The sequence below is a fragment of the Prauserella aidingensis genome, from assembly GCF_024171865.1.
Taxonomy (GTDB): Bacteria; Actinomycetota; Actinomycetes; order Mycobacteriales; family Pseudonocardiaceae; genus Prauserella; species Prauserella aidingensis.
Map to the genome: position 1 here is coordinate 1 of NZ_JAMTCN010000027.1, position 19,406 is coordinate 19,406.

General features: G+C 69.3%; 19 protein-coding genes. 10 read left to right on the forward strand and 9 right to left on the reverse strand.

What is annotated here, in order from left to right:
- Positions 1-343 precede the first annotated feature (343 nt).
- From LY13_RS21115 to LY13_RS21125, 3 genes are all read right to left on the reverse strand, one after another.
- Positions 344-838 carry a DUF4383 domain-containing protein gene (locus LY13_RS21115; RefSeq protein ID WP_253830350.1) on the reverse strand — a complete coding sequence of 165 codons (495 nt, stop codon included), beginning with the start codon at positions 836-838 and terminating at the stop codon, positions 344-346.
- A gap of 296 nt (positions 839-1,134) precedes the next feature.
- Positions 1,135-3,009 (reverse strand): calcineurin-like phosphoesterase C-terminal domain-containing protein, encoded by a 1,875-nt coding sequence (locus tag LY13_RS21120; RefSeq protein WP_253830351.1) that lies wholly within the window; start codon positions 3,007-3,009, stop codon positions 1,135-1,137.
- Between the two features lie 411 nt (positions 3,010-3,420).
- Complete coding sequence (locus LY13_RS21125; protein ID WP_253830352.1) at positions 3,421-4,026, reverse strand: hypothetical protein; 606 nt, start codon at positions 4,024-4,026, stop codon at positions 3,421-3,423.
- 167 nt (positions 4,027-4,193) lie between these two features.
- Between LY13_RS21125 and LY13_RS21130 the strand changes: the two genes are divergently transcribed.
- Both LY13_RS21130 and LY13_RS21135 read left to right on the forward strand, forming a co-directional pair.
- The gene (locus LY13_RS21130; RefSeq protein ID WP_253830353.1) at positions 4,194-5,072 is read left to right on the forward strand and encodes a LysR family transcriptional regulator; all 879 of its coding nucleotides are present in this window, start codon (positions 4,194-4,196) and stop codon (positions 5,070-5,072) included.
- Between the two features lie 73 nt (positions 5,073-5,145).
- On the forward strand, positions 5,146-5,511 hold the full coding sequence (locus tag LY13_RS21135; RefSeq protein ID WP_253830354.1) for a DUF488 domain-containing protein: 366 nt from the start codon (positions 5,146-5,148) through the stop codon (positions 5,509-5,511).
- A 91-nt stretch (positions 5,512-5,602) separates the two neighbouring features.
- Here the strand turns inward: LY13_RS21135 and LY13_RS21140 are convergent, their stop codons facing one another.
- Positions 5,603-5,923, reverse strand: coding sequence for an SH3 domain-containing protein (locus LY13_RS21140; RefSeq protein ID WP_253830355.1), 321 nt, complete (start codon positions 5,921-5,923; stop codon positions 5,603-5,605).
- Positions 5,924-6,306: 383 nt separating this feature from the next.
- Here LY13_RS21140 and LY13_RS21145 point away from each other — a divergent pair, with 383 nt between their 5' ends.
- A complete protein-coding gene (locus tag LY13_RS21145) occupies positions 6,307-7,518 on the forward strand; it encodes a cytochrome P450 (protein WP_253830356.1) in 1,212 nt (403 codons plus the stop codon).
- A gap of 91 nt (positions 7,519-7,609) precedes the next feature.
- On the opposite strand, the gene LY13_RS21150 is transcribed toward LY13_RS21145, so the two are convergent.
- A complete protein-coding gene (locus LY13_RS21150; protein ID WP_253830357.1) occupies positions 7,610-8,080 on the reverse strand; it encodes a MarR family winged helix-turn-helix transcriptional regulator in 471 nt (156 codons plus the stop codon).
- 112 nt (positions 8,081-8,192) lie between these two features.
- On the opposite strand from LY13_RS21150, the gene LY13_RS21155 reads away from it, so the two are divergent.
- Positions 8,193-9,293, forward strand: a complete 1,101-nt coding sequence (locus LY13_RS21155; protein WP_253830358.1) for an alkene reductase — start codon at positions 8,193-8,195, stop codon at positions 9,291-9,293.
- A 63-nt stretch (positions 9,294-9,356) separates the two neighbouring features.
- Here the strand turns inward: LY13_RS21155 and LY13_RS21160 are convergent, their stop codons facing one another.
- The 4 genes from LY13_RS21160 to LY13_RS21175 form a co-directional block, all read right to left on the reverse strand.
- Positions 9,357-10,865, reverse strand: coding sequence for an aldehyde dehydrogenase (NADP(+)) (locus LY13_RS21160; RefSeq protein ID WP_253830359.1), 1,509 nt, complete (start codon positions 10,863-10,865; stop codon positions 9,357-9,359).
- Positions 10,866-10,948: 83 nt separating this feature from the next.
- Positions 10,949-11,902: a C-terminal binding protein gene (locus LY13_RS21165; RefSeq protein WP_253830360.1), complete on the reverse strand. Its 954-nt coding sequence runs from the start codon at positions 11,900-11,902 to the stop codon at positions 10,949-10,951.
- Positions 11,899-13,098: a fumarylacetoacetate hydrolase family protein gene (locus LY13_RS21170; protein WP_253830361.1), complete on the reverse strand. Its 1,200-nt coding sequence runs from the start codon at positions 13,096-13,098 to the stop codon at positions 11,899-11,901. Before LY13_RS21170 ends, LY13_RS21165 begins: the two co-directional genes overlap by 4 nt.
- Positions 13,095-13,256 carry a hypothetical protein gene (locus LY13_RS21175; RefSeq protein ID WP_253830362.1) on the reverse strand — a complete coding sequence of 54 codons (162 nt, stop codon included), beginning with the start codon at positions 13,254-13,256 and terminating at the stop codon, positions 13,095-13,097. The genes LY13_RS21170 and LY13_RS21175 overlap by 4 nt, the downstream gene beginning before the upstream one ends.
- A gap of 23 nt (positions 13,257-13,279) precedes the next feature.
- Between LY13_RS21175 and LY13_RS21180 the strand changes: the two genes are divergently transcribed.
- The 6 genes from LY13_RS21180 to LY13_RS21205 all read left to right on the forward strand — a co-directional run bounded on the left by LY13_RS21180 (position 13,280) and on the right by LY13_RS21205 (position 19,320).
- Positions 13,280-13,993 carry a FadR/GntR family transcriptional regulator gene (locus LY13_RS21180; RefSeq protein WP_253830363.1) on the forward strand — a complete coding sequence of 238 codons (714 nt, stop codon included), beginning with the start codon at positions 13,280-13,282 and terminating at the stop codon, positions 13,991-13,993.
- Positions 13,994-14,144: 151 nt separating this feature from the next.
- Positions 14,145-15,596: an aldehyde dehydrogenase family protein gene (locus tag LY13_RS21185; RefSeq protein WP_253830364.1), complete on the forward strand. Its 1,452-nt coding sequence runs from the start codon at positions 14,145-14,147 to the stop codon at positions 15,594-15,596.
- Positions 15,597-15,618: 22 nt separating this feature from the next.
- Complete coding sequence (xylB, locus tag LY13_RS21190) at positions 15,619-17,121, forward strand: xylulokinase (RefSeq protein WP_253830365.1); 1,503 nt, start codon at positions 15,619-15,621, stop codon at positions 17,119-17,121.
- The gene (locus LY13_RS21195) at positions 17,121-17,762 is read left to right on the forward strand and encodes an HAD family hydrolase (protein ID WP_253830366.1); all 642 of its coding nucleotides are present in this window, start codon (positions 17,121-17,123) and stop codon (positions 17,760-17,762) included. The genes xylB and LY13_RS21195 overlap by 1 nt, the downstream gene beginning before the upstream one ends.
- Positions 17,763-17,809: 47 nt before the next feature.
- The gene (gene rpiA, locus LY13_RS21200; RefSeq protein ID WP_253830367.1) at positions 17,810-18,571 is read left to right on the forward strand and encodes a ribose-5-phosphate isomerase RpiA; all 762 of its coding nucleotides are present in this window, start codon (positions 17,810-17,812) and stop codon (positions 18,569-18,571) included.
- Positions 18,568-19,320, forward strand: coding sequence for an SDR family NAD(P)-dependent oxidoreductase (locus tag LY13_RS21205; RefSeq protein ID WP_253830368.1), 753 nt, complete (start codon positions 18,568-18,570; stop codon positions 19,318-19,320). Before rpiA ends, LY13_RS21205 begins: the two co-directional genes overlap by 4 nt.
- The last annotated feature ends 86 nt before the right edge of the window (positions 19,321-19,406 follow it).

Below are 19,406 nucleotides of genomic sequence, written 5' to 3' on the forward strand. Positions count from 1 at the left end.
CGCGGTCGCGAAACCAGCGTAGCCCCAGCACAGCCTGCCAGAAGCAGGTCAGCGAACGTGTTCCCGCGCGAGTGCCCCGACGACGACGTTCGGCCTGCAGCAGCCACGCCACCTGACGGGCGAGCTCGCGGGAGACATCAAGGATGGCAGGATGAGCAATCACGGAGAGCCTCTGGGTATGGGGACTTGATCTTGTGGTGAGACCAGTCCTACCAGGGGCTCTCCGCCTCATCTCAGCGCATCCATGCCACAGATCTCATGCGCCAGTTACTACCTCGCTGAGATCACCTCACTGTTCGTGTTCCCACTTGTCCCTGTCGACAACCCGACAATGTGACGCTCGCTATGCCCCTTGCTGCCCACCTTGCGTGCGAGGACTAGGTGTATCGGAACGAGCGGAGGGTCCCGTACGCCACAACAGGGCACCCAGTGCAATCATTCCGATTCCCAAGAAGAAGTGCAGCCAATTGTCAGCCGTGTTCAAGGGTACAAAGTTGGCACCACTGTCCATATCGATGACGAGGCCGTAGATCCATAGGATCAAATAAACAACGCCGCCACCGACAAGGAACACCCTGGCGCCACCGTCTGACCGCGCAAGCGCGAAGCCGACTACTGCGAAGAGCAAGTGCACGATGTTATGCAATATCGAAACGTGGAATATACCCAATAGCATCGCAGTGGATTCATGTCCAGCAAAGGTCATACCATCGTACCCCGTGGTAACCCCAGGAACGAATCCAAGGATGCCGACCAGCAAGAATACGCCGGAAACTACTGTCGCGGCCAGCCGGACCGGATGGCTAGAAATTCCGGAGCGGTCGCCTGTTCTATCCATGATCGACCTTTCGACGGAACCTGTACTACCTGCCCAACTCGTCGACCAAACGCGGCCGACAGCTTCCGAGCTCGTGTAGTAAGTCCAGTTGCTGAACTGTCGACTACCCATGTGCGCCCGTCACCACACGCTGTCGACGGCAACCTGACCGGACGCTCGACGAGGGGCACGGCATACCGCGCGGTGTGCTTCGAAGTCTCGTACCGGGGACTCCCAGAAGTATTACGGTGAGTAAGCGACAGAGCCCCCGGTCAGCGCGCGGAGCGCCGACCGGGGGCTTGAACGACGAGATCCTCTTACCCGGTGACCTCGAAGGTCAGCGAGTCGGTGAACTCGCGGCCGTACGAGTCGGTAGCGGTCACCTCGGCGGTGTGCTCACCCGGTTCGAGGCCGGTGGGCAGCTCGTAGCGCCACAGGTGCATCGACGAGTCGGCGATGCTCCCGCCGTGCACGAGCTGCTGCGAGACGGCGTACGGGTCGGACCACTCCGGGCCGTTGCGCTTCGCCTCGCCCTTCATCTCCTGGGTACGCGTGGCCTTCTTCGCAGGCCCGCCGTCGAGGGCCACCTTCACCGACGAACCGCTGGCGCCCATCCAGAAGTCGGTGGTCAGCCAGGTGCGGCCTGCCAGGTCGTCGGAGTCGACGACGAGGGGCTCGTCGAGCTTCGGCGCCTCGCCCTCCGGGTTCTCGTTCCACTCGGCCCGTTCCTCGGACCACTCGCGGTAGGTCGGGTTGTTGATGCCGAGCTGCGTCTGCACCGTGTCGCCGGCGCCCGTGACCGTGTAGCGCTCCTGGAACTTCGAGCCGTCGACGTCCAGGGTGAGCAGGCCGGGCCTGCCGCCGTCCTTGCCGATGGCGGTCGGGTAGCCGTCCTCGGTGACCTCGCCGGAGTACCAGTCGCCGGAGATGGCGCCCGCCGTGATGTGCGGGAACGGCAGCTTGTCGAAACCGTGGGTGTCCTTCCAGCCCTGGGCCGAGTCACCCTTCTTCATGTTCTCGATCGTGTGACTGTGGCCGGAGACGGCGACGGCCTTGCGGCCCTTGAGCAGTTCGTACACATCAGCCGCCTGGTCGGTCTGGTGCACCGCGCTGGACTGGTCGTTGTAGTTGACCAGACCGATGTGGCTCGCCACGACGACGAGCTTGTCCTTGGGAACCCGCTCGAGGTCGCGTTCCAGCCAGGCGAGCTGCCGGTCGCTCATCGAACCGTTGTAGCTCGGGTCGCCCTCGGGGTCGTCGCACTGGGTGCCGATGCCGTCGAGGTTGTCCTCGTCGGGCCTGCACGGGTATTCCACCGTGTTCAACGCGACGAAGTGGACGTTGCCGACGTCGTAGGAGTAGTACGTCGGGGCCAGCTGCTCGCGGAAGGTGTCGAACGAGTGCGCAGCCGTCGCGGCGTCGAAGTCGAGGTCGTGGTTGCCGGGCAGGAATCGCGCCGGGCCGTTGGTCTGCTTCGTGAGTTCCTTGACGTCGGGGTAGAGCGACAGGTCGTCACCGACGACGTCGCCGACGAACAGCGAACCGCAGCTCGCGTAGTCGTCGCGCTGCGCCATGTCGTTGATCGCACCCTTGCGGGCGTAGTCGACCTGCGTGCGGTTGTAGGTCTGCAGATCGCCGGCCATGATGCAGCTCTGCTCGTCGGCCGCGGTGCCGGCGCTCTTCACCACCGGGAAGTTGACCGCCGAGGGCAGCGGACCCGTGGGCTCGATGCCGCCGTACTTCAGGTCGGGCGAGCCTTCCGGCAGGTGGTTGTAGTGGAACTGCGGAACGTTGTACTCGTCGACGGGGACCTGGTAGCCGCTCGGCTGGGTGATGAACACCGTCATGTTGTCGAACGCGGGAAGCCGGTAGCGGCCCTGGTCGTCGGTCGTGACGACGTCGCGCCCGTTCGACACGGCGACCCCGGCCAGACCGCGCTCGCCGTCGCCGGCGCGGGAGTCCTCGTTGCCGTCGACGAAGACCCTGCCCGTCAGCACGTCCTGCTCGGCGGATCCTTCCGAAGCGGGCACCACCTCGACCTGGCCGCGGTAGACACCGTCGTCGGCCTGCTTCTGTTGCGCACCCGCAGCCGGGGCGAGTACGGCGGCCGACGTCGCGGCGACCGCGACGGCCGAGCACGTCGCGACCAGCGCGCGAACCCTTCTACGTTCTCCTGCAGCGGACCTGAACATGCGTTGCACTCCGATGAGTCGGGGGCAGTGACCGGCCCGAGGGCCGGCGGAGAGCAACCATTCCGGACGAGGCTGAACGGATTCCGCACAACCGGCGAACACGAATGAAAGGGACGACCATGAGCCGACAGGTCTGGACCACCATGTGACGCGGTCGCGGAGCCCCGTCACCGGGGAATTCACCCGGCGGCCATCCGCGCGGGGTTGCCGACGGGCGTGTGCCCGCCCGACACGGCTGCGCCCATCCGACATGGCTGCGCCGATCCCGAGGCCGCCCACCCGGAGCCCCGCCGATGCCGAACGCGCTCCGGCACGCGGCGACGGTCGCGGACCGGGCACGCGCGCGGGTCCGCGACCGTGTCGCACCGCGGCCGCGTCAACCGGCGCGGCAGAGCGCGACAGCGGAGCGTCCTAACAGGGCAGTTCCTTGTCGGTCTCGGGGGCGAGCAGTTCCGCGGCACGTTCCGCCGTGATGACGTCGGCGGGATCCGGCTTGGTGATCTCGCGGGACGCGGCGTCCTCGTAGACGTGCTCGCCGATCATCCGGCAGTGCTCGTCGTAGGGCCACACGAACGCGAGCGTGCGCTTGAGCAGGTAGATCTCACTCGGGTCCTCGCCCGCCTGGATGTTGCCGAACGCGCTGCCCTCGAGCATCGGCGCCGGCACGAACTCGTTGAACACGACCTCACCGGAGAATCCGTGGTCGTTGACGGCGATGTCCTGCTCGGCCACCCACATCACCAGGGCGTTCGCCTCCACCAGCGATCGGTAGAACGCCCTGACCTCGGCCATGCCGTCGAGGATGATCGACTGACCGCCCTCGTGGATGCGGTAGTGCGGATGTTCGACCGTCATGGTGGGCGAGAGCAACTCCTCGTACCGCCCGGAAACCTCCAACAGACCGTGGAGGCGGTAGTTCTTCAGGATCGCCCGGTGGCGGGGATTGTCGGTCTCGGCGATCTGCTTCTCCAAGCCCGCGAACATGTGCGTGAAGTCGTGCTCGTAGCGGCTCACCATTCAACTCCTCGTCGAGTCGGTTCGGGTATTGCCATCCTTGGCTCACCGCCGGTGAGCGTCCATGACAAATCCCCGCCGTCGTATAAACTGTCCGGTTAACGCCCCAGGTCAGAAACCCGATCTGAGGTGTTCGGAAACCCGGTCGGTCGCGACGGGAGGGTCAGCCCGTGGACATCAACCTGCATCTCGTGCGCTACCTCGTCGCAGTCCTCGACGAGGGACATTTCGGCCGGGCGGCGGAGAAGTTGTACGTCAGCACACCGGCGCTGAGTCAGCAGGTACGCAAGCTGGAACGCGCCCTCGGCACCGAGCTCGTCGATCGCACCGCCCACCCGATCCGCCCCACTCCGGCGGGGGAACGGTTCCTGCCCGAGGCGCGGCGATCGCTCGACGCGGCCGACCGCGCCGTGGCCTACCGGCGACAACTCGCCACCACGCTCCGGCTCGGCTTCGTGACCGCCTCCGCGGGGCCCCGCGCACGCGACATCATCACGAAGCTGCGCCATCAGGCTCCCGAGATGTCCGTCGAGCGCGTGGAGCTGGCATGGCCGCACCAGGCGTCGGCGGTGCGCGACGGGCACGTCGACGCATCACTGGTACGGCCACCGATCTCGGACACCACGGGCCTCCGCCTCGACGTCGTGGACCGCGAACCCCGCGTCGTGGCGCTTCCCGCCACACACCGGCTGGCCACCCGCGACGTCGTCACCCTCGCCGACCTCGACGACGAGACCCACGTGACCGACGACGACGCCGACCCGGAGTGGGTCCGCTGGTGGGCCTGCGACCCCCGTCCCAGCGGCACACCCGTGCGGTACGGCCCGTCGGTGCGGACCATGGACGAGCTGCTCGAAACCGTCGCCGCGGAGCAGGCCGTCTGCATCACCGGCGGCTTCGTACCCGCGAGCCACGGCCATCCCGACATCGTCTTCGTGCCGGTCTCCGACGCCGAGCCGTGCCCGATCTCGCTGTGCACCCGCGTGGCCGACTCGTCGCCGCTGGTCGGGGCGTTGCGGCAGGTGGTGGCATCGCTGCCGACGTCGTGACCGCGTGGCGCGCCGGGTAGTCGGCAGGTGCGGCACCGTGCACGTGGGTTCCCGAGCCGAGGAGGTCGAAGGCATGCCGGACAGGGACGTTCAGGTGCGGCGGATCTACGACGACCCACGCAGCGACGACGGCGACCGTGTGCTGGTCGACAGGGTGTGGCCGCGGGGCATGACGAAGGAGTCCGCGGGACTGGACGAATGGGCCAAGGCGGTCGCGCCGTCCACCGACCTCAGGAAGTGGTACGGGCACGATCCCGACAAGTTCGCCGAATTCCGTCGTCGCTACCGGCGGGAACTGACGTCCGGCGACGCCGCCGACGCCGTCGGTCGGCTCCGCGCACGCGCCGACGGCGGGCGGCTCACCCTCCTGACGGCCACCAAGGACGTCGAGCGCAGCCACGCGCAGGTGCTGGCAGAGCTGCTGACGGAGGACGAGTGACCGCACGTCGCGCCCGTGCCACGACCGGCCGATCGAGCGACACGGCTGCGCGGCGCCGCGGCGACAGTTCCCGTTGCGCGGTGGCCGTTCGCTACTCCGCGAGGAGGCAGCCGGATGCGACCCAGGCGGTCCCGCCCCCGTAGTCGATCTCGCGCCAGTGCCCGCCGCTCACGCCACAGGCGTTCTCATACCTGTCGCCGTTGGCCCAGCCACGCACGTACACGCGATCACCCCGGTTCAGCGTGCCGAGGATCGTCGAGCCGAGCGTGGGACCGGTCCGGACGTTGACCCCGTCCCCCGTGATGCGCGCCCAGAACTGCACCGCCGACGTCTCCTGCAGCGCCGAGGTCTCCTGCGCCGCCGACATCTCGCCCGAATCCGTCTGCGGCGCGCTCTGGGCCGCGGGGGTCATCAGTGTCAACGCGGCTGCAGCGAGGCCGACAACCAATCCGCGCCCCGGCGACCGTTTCCGTTCGTCCTCATCAATCCTCCAACGCGATGTCGATGACGGCGACAGTGTCGGTCCAGCCCGTGGCGCCGCGGTGGTCGTCGAGTGGCGGCCGTCGTGCCGGAGGATGTGCACCCCGCGGCCTGGCCGGAGCGTTTCGGCTCGGCGGGTGAGATCCGTCGTGCGTTCGCGTGCATCGACGGCCGCATTCCATGCGCATCCTTGACATGAATTACGCCCGACCCGATACTGCTCGTGATGTGACGCAGTTCACGAATCGCGGTTGCGGCCGCATGGCCGGCGCAGGGGCACCGCCCGCCGGTTCGGATCGAAGGAGATCGCTGACGATGACTGCTCTGCACGAGGCGCCGGACATCCTGTCCGCGGAGTTCGCCGAGAACCCGTACCCGTTCTACCGCATCATGCGCAGCGAACACCCGCTGATCTGGCACGAGGGAATGCAGAGCTACATCATCTCGCGCTACGACGACGTCGAGAAGGCCTTCCGGGACCCGGTTTTCACCAGTGACAACTACGACTGGCAGCTCGAACCGGTCCACGGCCGCACTATTCTGCAGATGAACGGCCGCGAGCACGCCACACACCGGGCGCTGGTGTCCTCGGCGTTCCGCGGCAACGAGCTGGAGACGAAATTCCTCCCGGTCATCGAACGCAACAGCCGGGCACTGATCGACGGGCTGCGTGACAGGAACCCGGTCGACCTCGTCGAGGCCTTCGCCACCCGATTTCCGATCAACGTGATCGTCGACATGCTCGGGCTCCCGAAGAGCGACCACGCCACGTTCCACGGGTGGTACACGTCGATCATGGCGTTTCTGTCCAATTTGACGCAGGACCCGGACGTGATGGCCGAGGGAATGCGCACCAAGGAGGAATTCGCCGCGTACATGATCCCGATCATTCGGCAGCGCAGGCAGAATCCGGGCGACGACCTGCTGTCGACGTTGTGCGCCGCCGAGATCGACGGCGAGCGGATGACCGACGAGGAGATCAAGGCGTTCTGCAGCCTGTTGTTGACGGCAGGGGGCGAGACGACGGACAAGGCGATCGCCAGCCTGATGAAGAACCTGCTCGAACATCCGGACCAGCTCGAGGCCGTGCGTGCGGACCGCTCACTGATCGGGGCCGCGTTCGCCGAGACGCTGCGGTTCTCCCCACCGGTGCACATGATCATGCGCCAGCCGAGCGAGGACGTCGAACTGTCGGGCGGTGTCGTACCCGCGGGCAGCACGGTCACGTGCCTGATCGGCGCGGCGGGAAGGGACGAGCAGCACTACACCGACCCGGAGACGTTCGACATCTTCCGCGACGACCTGTCGACCACCAAGGCGTTCTCCGCGGCCGCCGACCACCTCGCGTTCTGCCTCGGCAGGCATTTCTGCGTCGGGGCCATGCTGGCGAAGACCGAGATCGAGGTCGGCGTGGACATGCTGCTCGACGCCATGCCGACGGTCCGGTTCGCCGACGGAGCGCCCGCCGAGGCGGGCGTGTTCACCCGGGCCCCGACGCAGCTCTGGATCGACCGCACACCGGCGTGACGTCCGACGTCGTATCGTCGCCCCTGACAGCCGGGACGTAGCGCGACCGGGGTCCGGCGCCGCGGTCGGGTCGGGCACGACACCCGCCGGGTCACGATTCGCCGGTTCCGGTCGCCGACTCGTCCGGATCGAGCAGGTTCCGCTCCACGTCCGCGAGCGCCGCGAGCACCTCGGTCTGCCGCCGCGGTGACAGCGACCCGACCGTCAGGCGTTCCAGTTCCGCCCATGCCTGTTCGACCGGCTCGCGCAGCTCCAGGCCGGCTTCGGTCACCTCGACGATCGTGACGCGCCGATCCTCCTGCGAGGTCTCCTTGCGCACCAGGCCCGCCTTCTCGAGGCGGGCGATGCTGCGGGTCATCGTCGGCGCGTCGGAGTCGAGGGTGTGCACGAGATCGGCTTGTCGTCGCGGCCCGTCCCGCCACAGCGTCATCAGGACGAGTTCCTGGCCCGGATAGAGCCCCGTCGTGCTCAGCAGCCGCGCCGCCCACGCCTTGTGGAGGCGCGCCACCCGGAAGATCGCATGACTCAGCGGTCCGGCGCCGAAGCCCGTCTCGTCGTTCACGTGGCAAGCCTACCGCAGAAAGTTGTTCGGCCAAGGAATTCGCGGCGCAGCTTAGTTGTTCGGCTAAGTATCAGGGCGACACCACACCGCGAACCGGCAAGGGAGCACGACGATGAGCGAGCAAACGACCGCTTTCGACCCCATCACCCTCGGCAGCATGACGGCCCGCAACCGCATCGCGATGGCACCCATGACCCGCAGCAGGGCCTACGACACCCTCGCCACCGCGGACATGGCGACCTATTACGCCCAGCGCGCAGGGGCGGGACTGATCGTCACCGAAGGCATCCAGCCCAGCATGATCGGGCAGGGCTATCCCGCAACCCCTGGCTTGCACGGCGCGGACCAGCGCCGCGCGTGGCGGCAGGTGACCGACGCCGTCCACGCCGAGGGCGGCACGATCGTCGCGCAGCTGATGCACACGGGCCGCATCGGCCACCCCAGCACCACCGAGGCCGCCGGGCACGGTCCGCTCACACCGGTAGGCCCGTCCCCGGTCCGGGCGGCCGGGCAGGTGTTCACGCCCACGGGGCTCCGCGACCACGTCGTGCCCCGGGCGCTGACCGAGGACGAGATCGCGGCGACCGTCACCGATTTCGCCGACGCGGCACGCAACGCCGTGGCCGCCGGATTCGACGGCGTGGAGGTGCACGGCGCGAACGGGTACCTGCTGCACCAGTTCCTGTCGACCAACGCCAATCTGCGCACGGACGCGTGGGGCGGCGGTCCGCGCAACCGGAGCAGGCTGACCGTCGAGGTCGTGCGGGCCGTCACCGAGGCGATCGGCGCCGACCGCACGGGGCTTCGACTCTCGCCGAACAACGGACTCGGCGACACCGCGGAGGAGGACCACCCGACGACCTACCGCGGCCTCGTGTCCGAACTGGACACGTTCGGCCTGGCCTATCTGCACCTGGTCGAGGCGGGAGACCCGGCGCTGACGCCCGAGATCCGGGCGGCCTGGTCGGGCGCATTGCTGCTCAACCCGGCGGGAGCCGACCCGCTCGAACACCCGCGGCGGCTGGCACTGATCGACGACGGAACGGCCGACGTGGTCTCGTTCGGCAGGCTGTTCATCTCCAACCCGGACCTGGTGACGCGCCTCGCCGCCGACGGCGCCCCGCTCGCGCTGCCGGACCTGTCCAAGGCCTACGGCGGCGACCACACCGGCTACCTGGACTACCCGACACTCGTGAGCACACGCTCGGCGTGACGTCCGGCGCCGGCTCGGGCTGCCGGGTCCCGTCGCGAGGCGACGGGACCCGGCAGTCCGCCGTCAGGTCGCGGCACCGTCGACGCGCCGGGGAATGCCGAGCGGGTTGGCGTCCTGCAACTCCTCGGGCAGCAGCTCGTCCGGAACGTCCTGGTAGGTCACCGGGCGCAGGAACCTCCGGATGGCCGTGGCCCCCACCGACGTGTGGAGCGGGTCGGTGGTCGCGGGCCACGGACCGCCGTGGTGCTGTGACCAGGTCACGGCCACGCCGGTCGGCCAGCCGTTGAAGATGATCCGCCCGACGTTCTCCCGCAACGCCGCGACGACGTCGGCCGCCGCGGGGTCGCCGGGTTCGGCGTGAACACTTCCCGTGAGGCTGCCCGGCACGGTGCGCAGAGCCCGGTGCAGGGAGTCGCTGTCGCGGTACTCCACGAGCACGGTGACCGGGCCGAAGCACTCTCCCGCCAGCACGTCGGCACGGGCGGCGAAGGTCTCGGCGTCCACGGCCAGCACCGCGGGGAGGACGTCGTGACCGTCGGCGTCCAACGGCTCGGCCTTCACCAGCTCACGCACGCCGGGCACCTCCGACAGAGCGGCGATACCGGACTGGAAGGCGTCCCGCATCCGCGCGGTGAGCATCGGCGCGGGTTTCGACGGACCCACGGCGTCGGTGACCTGCGCGTCGAAGCCGGAATCGGCGGGCACGAACACCACGCCGGGCTTCGTGCAGAACTGCCCGGTGCCGAGCCGGAACGACCCGGCCAGTCCCTCGGCGACCTCGCGGCCACGCGCGGCGACCGCGGCCTCCGTGACGACGACCGGGTTGATGCTGCCGAGTTCCCCGTAGAACGGGATCGGGTTCTCCCGTCCGACGGCCAGGTCGTACAGCGCCCGGCCGCCGCCGGTCGAGCCGGTGAAGCCGACCGCCGTGATCGCCGGGTCGGTCACCAACGCGGGCCCCGCCTCGTAACCGTGCACGACGCTCAACATCCCGTCGGGAGCACCCGCTTCCGACAGGGCCTCGGTCGCCAACTCCGCGATCCGCGCGGACAGGCCGGGATGTCCGGGATGGGCCTTCACCACGACCGGACATCCGGCGGCCAGTGCACTCGCCGTGTCACCACCGAGCACCGAGAACGCGAACGGGAAGTTGCTGGCCGCGAACACCGCGACCGGACCGAGCGGCACCAGCATGCGGCGCAGGTCGCCGTGCGGCGGGACCGCGTTCGCATCGGGCCTGTCGATGACCGCTTCGCAGAAGGCGCCGTCACGCAGCACGTCGGCGAACATGTCCAACTGCGCCGCCGTGCGGGCCAGCTCACCGGGGAGCCGCGGACTGCCGAGCGCGGTCTCGCGGTCGGCGAGCTCGACCAGTTCGTTCTCGCTACGCCGCAGTGCCGTGGCCAGCGCGCTCAGCAACCGGCCCCGGTCGGCGTAGGCCAGGCCGGCCAGCCGCGGCGCGCAGTCGGCCGCACGTTGCACGGCGCTGCGCACCTCCTCGGCACCGGTGTCGGGGATCGGATCACCGACCGGCTCGCCGGTACGCGGATCGACTCCCTGGTTCAACGACATCACCTTTCCGTCGAGACTTGCCGATGGGAACTGTTCGGGTGGACGGGATCGGCGCACCGTGGGCGCCGCCGTCACAGTGTCCGTCAGCGCACCGGGCACCGCAGCGGTGTGCCCGACAACGCGCGGTCGGCCTCCTCGGCCGCCAACCGCTGCAGCGCGGCGAGGGAACTGTCCGAGAAGAACGCCGCGTGGGGTGTCAGCAGCACCTCGGGAAGTTCCCGCAACCGGGAGTCCTCCGCGAGCGGTTCGGGGTCGAACACGTCGAGCGCGGCACCGGCGATCTTTCCCGACGCGACCGCGTCGGCGAGCGCGTCCTGATCGACGAGGCCCCCGCGGGAGGTGTTCACCAGGAAGGCTCCCGTCCGCATGCGTTGGAAGGCCGCCGCGTCGAGAAGCTTGCTGGTCTCGGCGGTCAACGGCGCATGCAACGACACCGCGTCGGCCGCACCGAGCAGTTCGTCCAATGCGGACAGCCGGACACCGTGGGCGGCCGCCGCATCGGCGTCGGCGTAGGGGTCGTGGGCCAGCACGGAGAACCCGAACGGAGCGAGCCGCTCCGCGACCGCGAACCCGATCTGCCCGAGGCCGACGAGGCCGATCGTGGTGTCGGCGAACCCGGGCACCGATCCGAGGTCGCGGGGAGCGCACCAGCCGTCCCGGTGCACGGCCCGGTCGAACCGGGTCAGCCTGCGCAACAGCGTCAGCAGGCAGGCGACGGTGTGGTCGGCGACGGTGTCGACGCCGTAGTCCGGCACGTTCGCCACGGTGATCCCGAGTTCGGTCGCGGCGGCGACGTCGACGTTGTCGTAGCCGATGCCGTACCGGATCACCGATGCGCCGTCGGCCATCGCGGAGAGGACGGCACGGGTCGTCGGCGCGAAGTTGACGAACGCGACGTCCGCGCCGCGCACCGCCTCGACGGTCTCCTCCTCGGTTCGGCACTGATGCACCCCGAACTCGGCGCCGTGCCGCTCGGCGACCGCGGCCTCGCCGGTCACGTCGCCGAAGGCGTGGTCGGTGACGACGACGCGTGTCATGCCGGAACCTCCTGTCCCCGCACACCGGACAGCAGGCCGCGTGCGGCGAGATTGCCGTACAGGGCACGGATCCCGAACGTCCAGTCCGGTGCCTGCTCGGCGGTGTTGACCTCGTTGACCAGCGCCCCGAGCTTCGGGGACGAAATGCGCACGATGTCGCCGATCTTGTGCGTGAACCCCTGCCCCGGAACGTCGCGGTCCTCGGTGGGGGCGAACATCGTCCCGGTCAGCAGCACGAACCCGTCCGGGTAGCGGTGATGCGGACCGTGTGCGTGGTCGAGCAGGGTGCTGATGTCCCTGCTCATCTCCCTGACCGGGTTGACGCCGCTGAGCGAGAACCCGTCGCGGCCGCTGATCTCCAGCTCGACGTCGATTCCCCGCGCGTCGTCCAGGCCGAAACCGTCGTCGAACAGGCGCAGGAACGGGCCGAGTGCGCACGAGGCGTTGTTGTCCTTGGCCTCGGCGAGCAGCAGTGCGCTGCGCCCCTCGAAGTCGCGGAGGTTGACGTCGTTGCCGAGCGTCGCGGCGATCGGCGCACCGCGGGAGTCCGCCACGACGGCGAGTTCGGGCTCCGGGTTGTTCCACGTCGAGCGTTCCAGCACGCCGATCTGCGCGCCGGTGCCGACGGCCGACAGCACGGGCGCCTTGGTGAAGATCTCCGGGTCGGGGCCGATGCCGACCTCGAGGTACTGCGACCACAACCCTTCGGCGACCAGCAGTTCCTTCGCCCGCGCTGCCTCCTCGGATCCGGGCACGACCTGCGAGATGCGGCCCGCGACGAGTTCGCCGAGTTTGCCGCGGATCTCCTCGGCGCGGTGCAGGTCCCCTGCCGCCCGCTCCTCGATGACCCGCTCGATCATGCTGCGCGCGAACGTCACGCCCGCGGCCTTGAGCACCTGGAGGTCCACGGGGGCCAACAGGTGCGCCCGGGTGCGGTCGCCGTCGAACGTCGCCTCCAGCACGTCGGCGAGCGGCCAGCTGCGCGAACCCTGTGCGGTGCGCACCACGTCGACGGCGTCCGGTCGGTCCACCAGGTCGGCGACCGTCGGCGTGACCTCCGTGAGGTCGACGAGCACGTCCCCTCGCAGCGCGGCGACGCACGGCCCCCCACTTCCGGGGTCGTGAATCCGTGCCACGAGGGTCGCCCGGTCGGCGTCGTCCGGGAGAACGCTACTGGCGTAGTCGGTGAGCTTCACAGATGTGCCTTCCCTGCCGTGTCGAACCCAGCAAACATCAGTTTGTCATACAAATGTGCGCCGGCACCAGACACGAACGTCACGTGGGCCACAGCCGACATCTCGCCACTGTCACCCTTTCGCGCGGCGACCTGGGTACACAGGTCGTCATACAGCATCCGATGAGCCATACAATCGTGCTATGAACTTCGATCACGGCGCCCGGCGGAGGCTTCCGGAGACCCTCGCCGACACGCTCCAGGACGAGATCCTGCAGCTGCCGGTCGGCGAGCGACTGCCCACCGAGGCCGAACTCGCCGACCGGTTCGACGTGAGCCGCACGGTCGTGCGCGAGACGGCCCGACTGCTGGTCCAGCGAGGACTCGTCACGGTGAAGCCGGGCCGCGGCATGGTCGTCTCCGAGTTCGACGGCCGCTTGATCGCCGACCAGTACTCGCTCCTGCTCCGCCTCAGCGAAGGCAGCTTCGAGCAGCTTCTCGAACTGCGACTGGTACTCGAGGTCGAGATGGCGGTACTCGCGGCGGCACGCAGGGAGGAGGCACATCTCGAGGCGATGCAGGCGGAGAACGACCGGCTCGCCGCGAACGTCGACGTGCGCGAGAAGTTCCTCGACGCCGACCTGTCGTTCCACGAGATCCTGGCCAAGGCCAGCGGAAACCCGTTCTTCTCGCTGATGATCAAGCCGATCAACGGCTTCCTGCGCGAGACGTACTCGTCGGGGCCCGCGTATCCGTCGGAGGCGACCGACACCGTGCGCGAACACGCGGAGATCGCCGACGCCATCGCCGCTGGTGACCCGTCCCGCGCGCGGTTCGCGACGGAGAACCACCTCCGGCGGATCATGCGGCACGCCGACCGCCTCGCTCCCGGCCGGAACGGCGACGAGCCCGCCTGAGTCGACACCCCCGAACGGGTTGCGGCGGGTGTGTATCCGAAGCTAAAGTCCGATCATCATACAAATCAGTGGATCCGGGTTGCCCCACTCGGCACAGGCCGAAACCGTGACCGCACCCGGGTCCGCCGTCCATGAGAGCGGACACAGCACCATGCACCATCACACCGACGTGATCACCTGCCGGAACTTCCACGGCGGAGACTGGCGGGACGCCGGCGGCGACACGATCGATCGGCACAACCCCGCGACCGGCGACCTGGCCGCCGTGGCACCGCGATCGACCGCACGCGACGTCGACGCGGCCGTGCGATCCGCGGTCGCGGCGTTCCCCGCCTGGCGCAAGACCCTGCCCGCCGAGCGTGCCCGCCACCTGCACCGGCTCGCCGAGGTCTGCGCGACCCGTGTCGACGAACTGGCCGTCTCGATCACGCGGGAGCAGGGAAAGCCGCGCACCGAGGCACGCGGCGAGGTCACCAAGTTCGTGTCCGCGCTGCATTACTACGCGGAGGAGGCCGAGCGCGTCTTCGGCCGGACGATCCCCAACGACACGGCCGGTTTCCTCAGCATCGTGCAGAAGGAGCCGATCGGACCGGTCGCGGGCATCGTGCCGTGGAACTACCCGATCGAACTCACCGGCTGGAAGCTCGCCGGTGCGACCGCCGCGGGGTGCACGATCGTGCTGAAGCCGTCGGAGTACACCCCGGGATCGGCGCAGCTGTTGTCGGAGTGTGTCGCCGAGGCGATGCCCCCTGGTGTCGTCAACGTCGTGTATGGCGACGGCGAGGCCGGGCAGGCGCTGGCCGAGCACCCGGACGTCGCCAAGATCGCGTTCACCGGCTCGATGCGCACGGGCCAGGAGATCTACCGCTCCGTCAACGGCATCACCGCGCTGTCCCTCGAACTGGGCGGAAGCTGCCCGATGATCGTCACCGACCGGGCCGACGTCGACGCCGCGATCGCGGGCGCCACTCGGCGTTCCTTCCGCAACGCCGGGCAGATCTGCATCGCGATCAACCGGATCTACGTGCAGGACGGGGTGTACGACGAGTTCGTCGCGGGGCTGGCGAAGGCCGCCGACGCGCTGACCGTCGCCGACGGTCTCGCCGAACCCGATGCCGACGTCGGCGCGATGACGATGCCCGAGACGTACCGGCGCACCCTCGACCACATCGCCGACGCCCGCGCGCAGGGGGCGCGGGTCGTCGCGGGAGGCGAGCCGCCGCGGCCGGACTCGCCCGGACTGTTCCTTCGCCCGACCGTCGTGGCCGACGCACCGGACGAGGCGCTGGTCATGCACGAGGAGACGTTCGGGCCCCTGGTGGGTGTCGCACGGTTCACCGACCTCGACGACGCCGTCGCCCGCGCCAACGCCGCGCCCGGCGGGCTGGCCGCCTACGCCTACACCACCGACACGACGGAGACGTTCACGCTCGCCGGCGACCTCGACTTCGGCAACGTCGCGGTGAACAACGTCGACGCCGGGGTCATCAACGCGCCCTACGGGGGCCGCCGCGAAAGCGGCTTCGGCTCCGAACACGGTCACGAAGGACTCGAGAACTACCTGCAACTCAAGCACATCCGGCTTCGCCACAACGCGCAGTGAGGCGCGAAAGGACGGTCGCATCATGCTGATTGGCATCGATCTGGGCACTTCGTCGTGCAAGGTCATCGCCGTATCCCGAGCGGGCGAGGTGGTCGCCAAGCATTCGCGGGACTACCCCGTGCACAACCTCCGGCCCGGGTGGGCGGAACAGGACCCGGCCGGCTGGTGGCGCGCCACCGACGAGGCGATCGCGGCGGTGACCGCCTCCCTTCCGGAGCGGGGACGCGAAGTGGTCGGCATCGGCCTGTGCGGCCAGATGCACGGCCTGACCGCGCTGGACTCCGACGGCGAGCCGCTACGACGTGCCATCCTGTGGAACGACCAGCGAGCGGCCGCTGAGTGCGACTGGATCACCGAGCGCGCAGGCGGGCTCGACGAGCTCATCCGCATGACCCGCAACCGGATGCTGCCCGGATTCACCGCACCCAAGATCGTCTGGTTCCGGGAGAACGAGCCCGAGCTCTTCGCGCGCATGGCGCACGTGCTCAACCCCAAGGACTATCTGCGCCTGAAGATGACGGGCAACCACGTCACCGACGTCTCGGACGCCTCCGGCACGGGACTGTTCGACGTCGCCGAGCGCGTCTGGTCGGAGGAACTGCTCACACTGCTGGACATCGACCGCGGACTGCTTCCGGACGCGGTCGAGTCGATCGACGCCACCGGAGCGCTGCTCCCGGAGCTGGCACGGCGCTGGAACATCCCCGAGGGCGTCCAGGTGTACGGCGGCGGTGGCGACGCCGTCATCCAGACCACCGCGATGGGCCTCATCGACCCGGGCCCGGTCGGCTTCACCATCGGGACCGCGGGCATCGTCGCGGGCGGTGCGGCGAGCTGCCCGAACATCCCGAGCGGGCGGGTGCAGGTCTCGTGCGGCAACGGTCCGGGCCGCTGGCACGTCATGGGCGTCTCGCTGAGCGCGGGAGGCGCGTTCCAGTGGCTGCGCGACGCGCTGGCCCCGGCGACGACCGCCGACCCCGTGTCGTTCGAGAAGCTCGTGGCCCTGGCCAAGGACGTCGAGCCGGGTGCCGAGGGGCTGTTGTTCCTGCCGTACCTGCTCGGCGAGCGGTCCCCGAACCTGGCTCCCGAGGCGTCGGCGAGCTGGATCGGCCTGACACCGATGCACCACCTCGGGCACTTCTCGCGCAGCGTGCTGGAGGGCGTGCTGCTGAACATGCGGGAGATCCTCGAGGTCTGCCGGCAGGCGGGACTGGAGTGCGACCGTGTCGTCGCCTCCGGCGGGGCGACGAGCGAAACGCTGTGGCTGCAGCTGCTCGCCGACGTCCTCGGCAGGGAGACCGTCACCGTCACCGGTGCGGCCGAGGGCGGGGCGTACGGTGCCGCGCTGGCGACCGGTGTCGGGGTCGGTTACTGGAACAGTCTGGACGAGGCGGTGTCCGGAGTGAGCATCGAGCGGACGTTCACCCCCGACACCGACAGCGCCCGCGTCTACGACACGGTCTTCGCCCGGCACCGCGCCCTGTACGAAGGGCTGCGGCCGCTCTACGCCGGCGCGGAGGCGTGATGCCGCGAGGAGCCCGTGCCGTCGTCTTCGACCTCGACGGCACGTTGGTGGACAGCGCCCCGGACATCGCCCGCGCGCTGAACACGGCACTCGCCGCGCAGTCGCTCGCGCCGGTGACGGCCGACCAGGTCCGTGGCCTCCTCGGTGAGGGGGCCCGCGCCCTCGTCGGCAGGGCGGTAGCGCTCGCAGGGGGTTCCGAGTCGGGTGTGGACACCGCGTTGGCGGACTACACCGCGGCCTACACCGCCGACCCGGTCGCGGAGACGACGTTGTACGCCGACGCGGGCGACGCGGTGGCCGAGATGCACGCCCACGGTGTCCGCATCGGCGTGTGCACCAACAAACGGTCCGCGCTCGCGCACCGGGTGCTGCACCACACCGGTCTCGCCGACGTGGTCGACGCGGTCGTGGGCATCGACGAGGTCGCGGCCGGCAAACCCGACCCGGAGCACCTGCGCACCGCCTTCGACCGCCTCGACGTGCCGCCGCCGGAGTCGTTGTACGTCGGCGACACCGCGATCGACGCGGAGACCGCGAAGCGGGTCGGTGTCGACTACGTGCACGTCGCCTGGGGACACGCCGGCGACCACGCCGTGATCGAGCGGTTCGACGAGCTGTTCGCGCGAATCCGGAAGTCCTGACCCGACACAGCAGGAACGGCACAGCAGAAACGGCAGACAGGAAGTTCATGCAACCAAGCACATCCCAGGACGTTGCCAAGGTGGTCTCGGGCTCGGCCGCGATCGGCGCCTACGTGTCCGACGGCATGAGGCTCGGCCTCGGCTCGGGCACCACGTCCCACTGGTTCGTCCGCAAGTTGGGCGAGGCCGTCGCCGACGGGCTGAACGTCGTCGGCGTGCCGACGTCGACGTCGACCAGGGAGCTGGCGCTCGAGGTGGGTGTCCCGCTGACGACGTTGGCGGACGTCGAACGGCTCGACCTGACCATCGACGGCGCGGACGAGATCGACCACGACGGCGCCATGATCAAGGGCGGCGGCGCGTGCCTGCTGTGGGAACGGATCGTCGCGGACGCCTCGGACCGGATGGTCGCCGTGGTGGACGAGTCCAAAGTGGTCGACACGCTCGGGGCCTTCCCCCTTCCCATCGAGATCGTGCCGTTCTCGTGGGAGGCGACCCGGCGTTCGGTCGCGGCGCTGCTCGAGCGGCTCGGGTACCGGAACCCGGACCTGCCCCTGCGCAGGAGCGGCGACGAACCGGTGGTGACCGACAGCGGGAACTACCTGATCGACGCCCACCTGGAACGGATCCTCGACCCGCTCGCGCTGGACGGCCGGCTCAACTGGATTCCGGGCGTGGTGGAGAACGGCCTGTTCACCGGCATCGCCGACGAGATGGTGATCGGCCGGGCCGACGGAACACACGAGATCCGCGATGTCAGCTCCGCGCCGTCGGCGCGGCCCTCGACGACCGGTAGGGAGACGAAGTGACGAACCCGTACACGCTCGAAGGCAGGACCGCACTGGTCACCGGAGGCGCGCAGGGCATCGGCGCCGCGATCGCCACAGGGCTGAGCGACGCAGGCGCCCGGGTGTTCGTGTGCGACCTCGACGCCGACGTCGGCAAGGCCACCGCCGAGGAGCTCGGGGCCGAGTTCGTGGCGGCCGACGTGACCGATTCGGCGAGCATCGACGCCGCGGTCGACCACGTGGTGCAGACGGCGGGCTCGCTCGACGTCGCGGTCAACAACGCGGGCATCGTCCACAACCACCCGAGCGAGGACCTGAGCGACGAGGACTGGCGCCGCGTCATGTCGGTGAACCTCGACGGCGTGTTCTACTCCTGCCGCGCCGAGGGCAAGCGCATGCTGGCGCAGGGCTCGGGCAGCATCATCAACACCGGCAGCATGAGCGGGCACATCGCCAACCGCCCGCAGCCGCAGTCCGCCTACAACGCCGCCAAGGCCGCCGTCATTCATCTGACCAAGTCGCTCGCAGGCGAATGGTCCGATCGCGGCGTCCGGGTCAATTCCGTCTCGCCCGGCTACGTGGGCACGGAACTGACCAAGCGCGGCATGAACAACGAGGAATGGCGCAAGGCGTGGCTCGACGGCACGCCGATGGGCCGCGTGGCCGAGCCCCGCGAGATCGCGCCGGCCGTGGTGTTCCTGGCTTCCGAGGCCGCCGGCTTCTGCACCGGCACCGACCTCGTCGTCGACGGCGGCTACACCGTGTGGTGATTTCTCACCGCCGCCCGACACATTTCCGACACTCCGTTTTCCACCGCTGACTCCGTCGAATCCGCGCGCGTTGTCGACTTCGTGCG

Excerpts from the sequence above, each read along its gene's own strand:
- LY13_RS21115 (WP_253830350.1), bottom strand. The coding sequence starts at position 838 with ATGGATAGAACAGGCGACCGCTCCGGAATTTCTAGCCATCCGGTCCGG.
- LY13_RS21120 (WP_253830351.1), bottom strand. The coding sequence starts at position 3,009 with ATGTTCAGGTCCGCTGCAGGAGAACGTAGAAGGGTTCGCGCGCTGGTC.
- LY13_RS21125 (WP_253830352.1), bottom strand. The coding sequence starts at position 4,026 with ATGGTGAGCCGCTACGAGCACGACTTCACGCACATGTTCGCGGGCTTG.
- LY13_RS21135 (WP_253830354.1), top strand. The coding sequence starts at position 5,146 with ATGCCGGACAGGGACGTTCAGGTGCGGCGGATCTACGACGACCCACGC.
- LY13_RS21140 (WP_253830355.1), bottom strand. The coding sequence starts at position 5,923 with ATGACCCCCGCGGCCCAGAGCGCGCCGCAGACGGATTCGGGCGAGATG.
- LY13_RS21145 (WP_253830356.1), top strand. The coding sequence starts at position 6,307 with ATGACTGCTCTGCACGAGGCGCCGGACATCCTGTCCGCGGAGTTCGCC.
- LY13_RS21155 (WP_253830358.1), top strand. The coding sequence starts at position 8,193 with ATGAGCGAGCAAACGACCGCTTTCGACCCCATCACCCTCGGCAGCATG.
- LY13_RS21160 (WP_253830359.1), bottom strand. The coding sequence starts at position 10,865 with ATGTCGTTGAACCAGGGAGTCGATCCGCGTACCGGCGAGCCGGTCGGT.
- LY13_RS21165 (WP_253830360.1), bottom strand. The coding sequence starts at position 11,902 with ATGACACGCGTCGTCGTCACCGACCACGCCTTCGGCGACGTGACCGGC.
- LY13_RS21175 (WP_253830362.1), bottom strand. The coding sequence starts at position 13,256 with ATGCTGTATGACGACCTGTGTACCCAGGTCGCCGCGCGAAAGGGTGAC.
- LY13_RS21180 (WP_253830363.1), top strand. The coding sequence starts at position 13,280 with ATGAACTTCGATCACGGCGCCCGGCGGAGGCTTCCGGAGACCCTCGCC.
- LY13_RS21185 (WP_253830364.1), top strand. The coding sequence starts at position 14,145 with ATGCACCATCACACCGACGTGATCACCTGCCGGAACTTCCACGGCGGA.
- xylB (WP_253830365.1), top strand. The coding sequence starts at position 15,619 with ATGCTGATTGGCATCGATCTGGGCACTTCGTCGTGCAAGGTCATCGCC.
- LY13_RS21195 (WP_253830366.1), top strand. The coding sequence starts at position 17,121 with ATGCCGCGAGGAGCCCGTGCCGTCGTCTTCGACCTCGACGGCACGTTG.
- rpiA (WP_253830367.1), top strand. The coding sequence starts at position 17,810 with ATGCAACCAAGCACATCCCAGGACGTTGCCAAGGTGGTCTCGGGCTCG.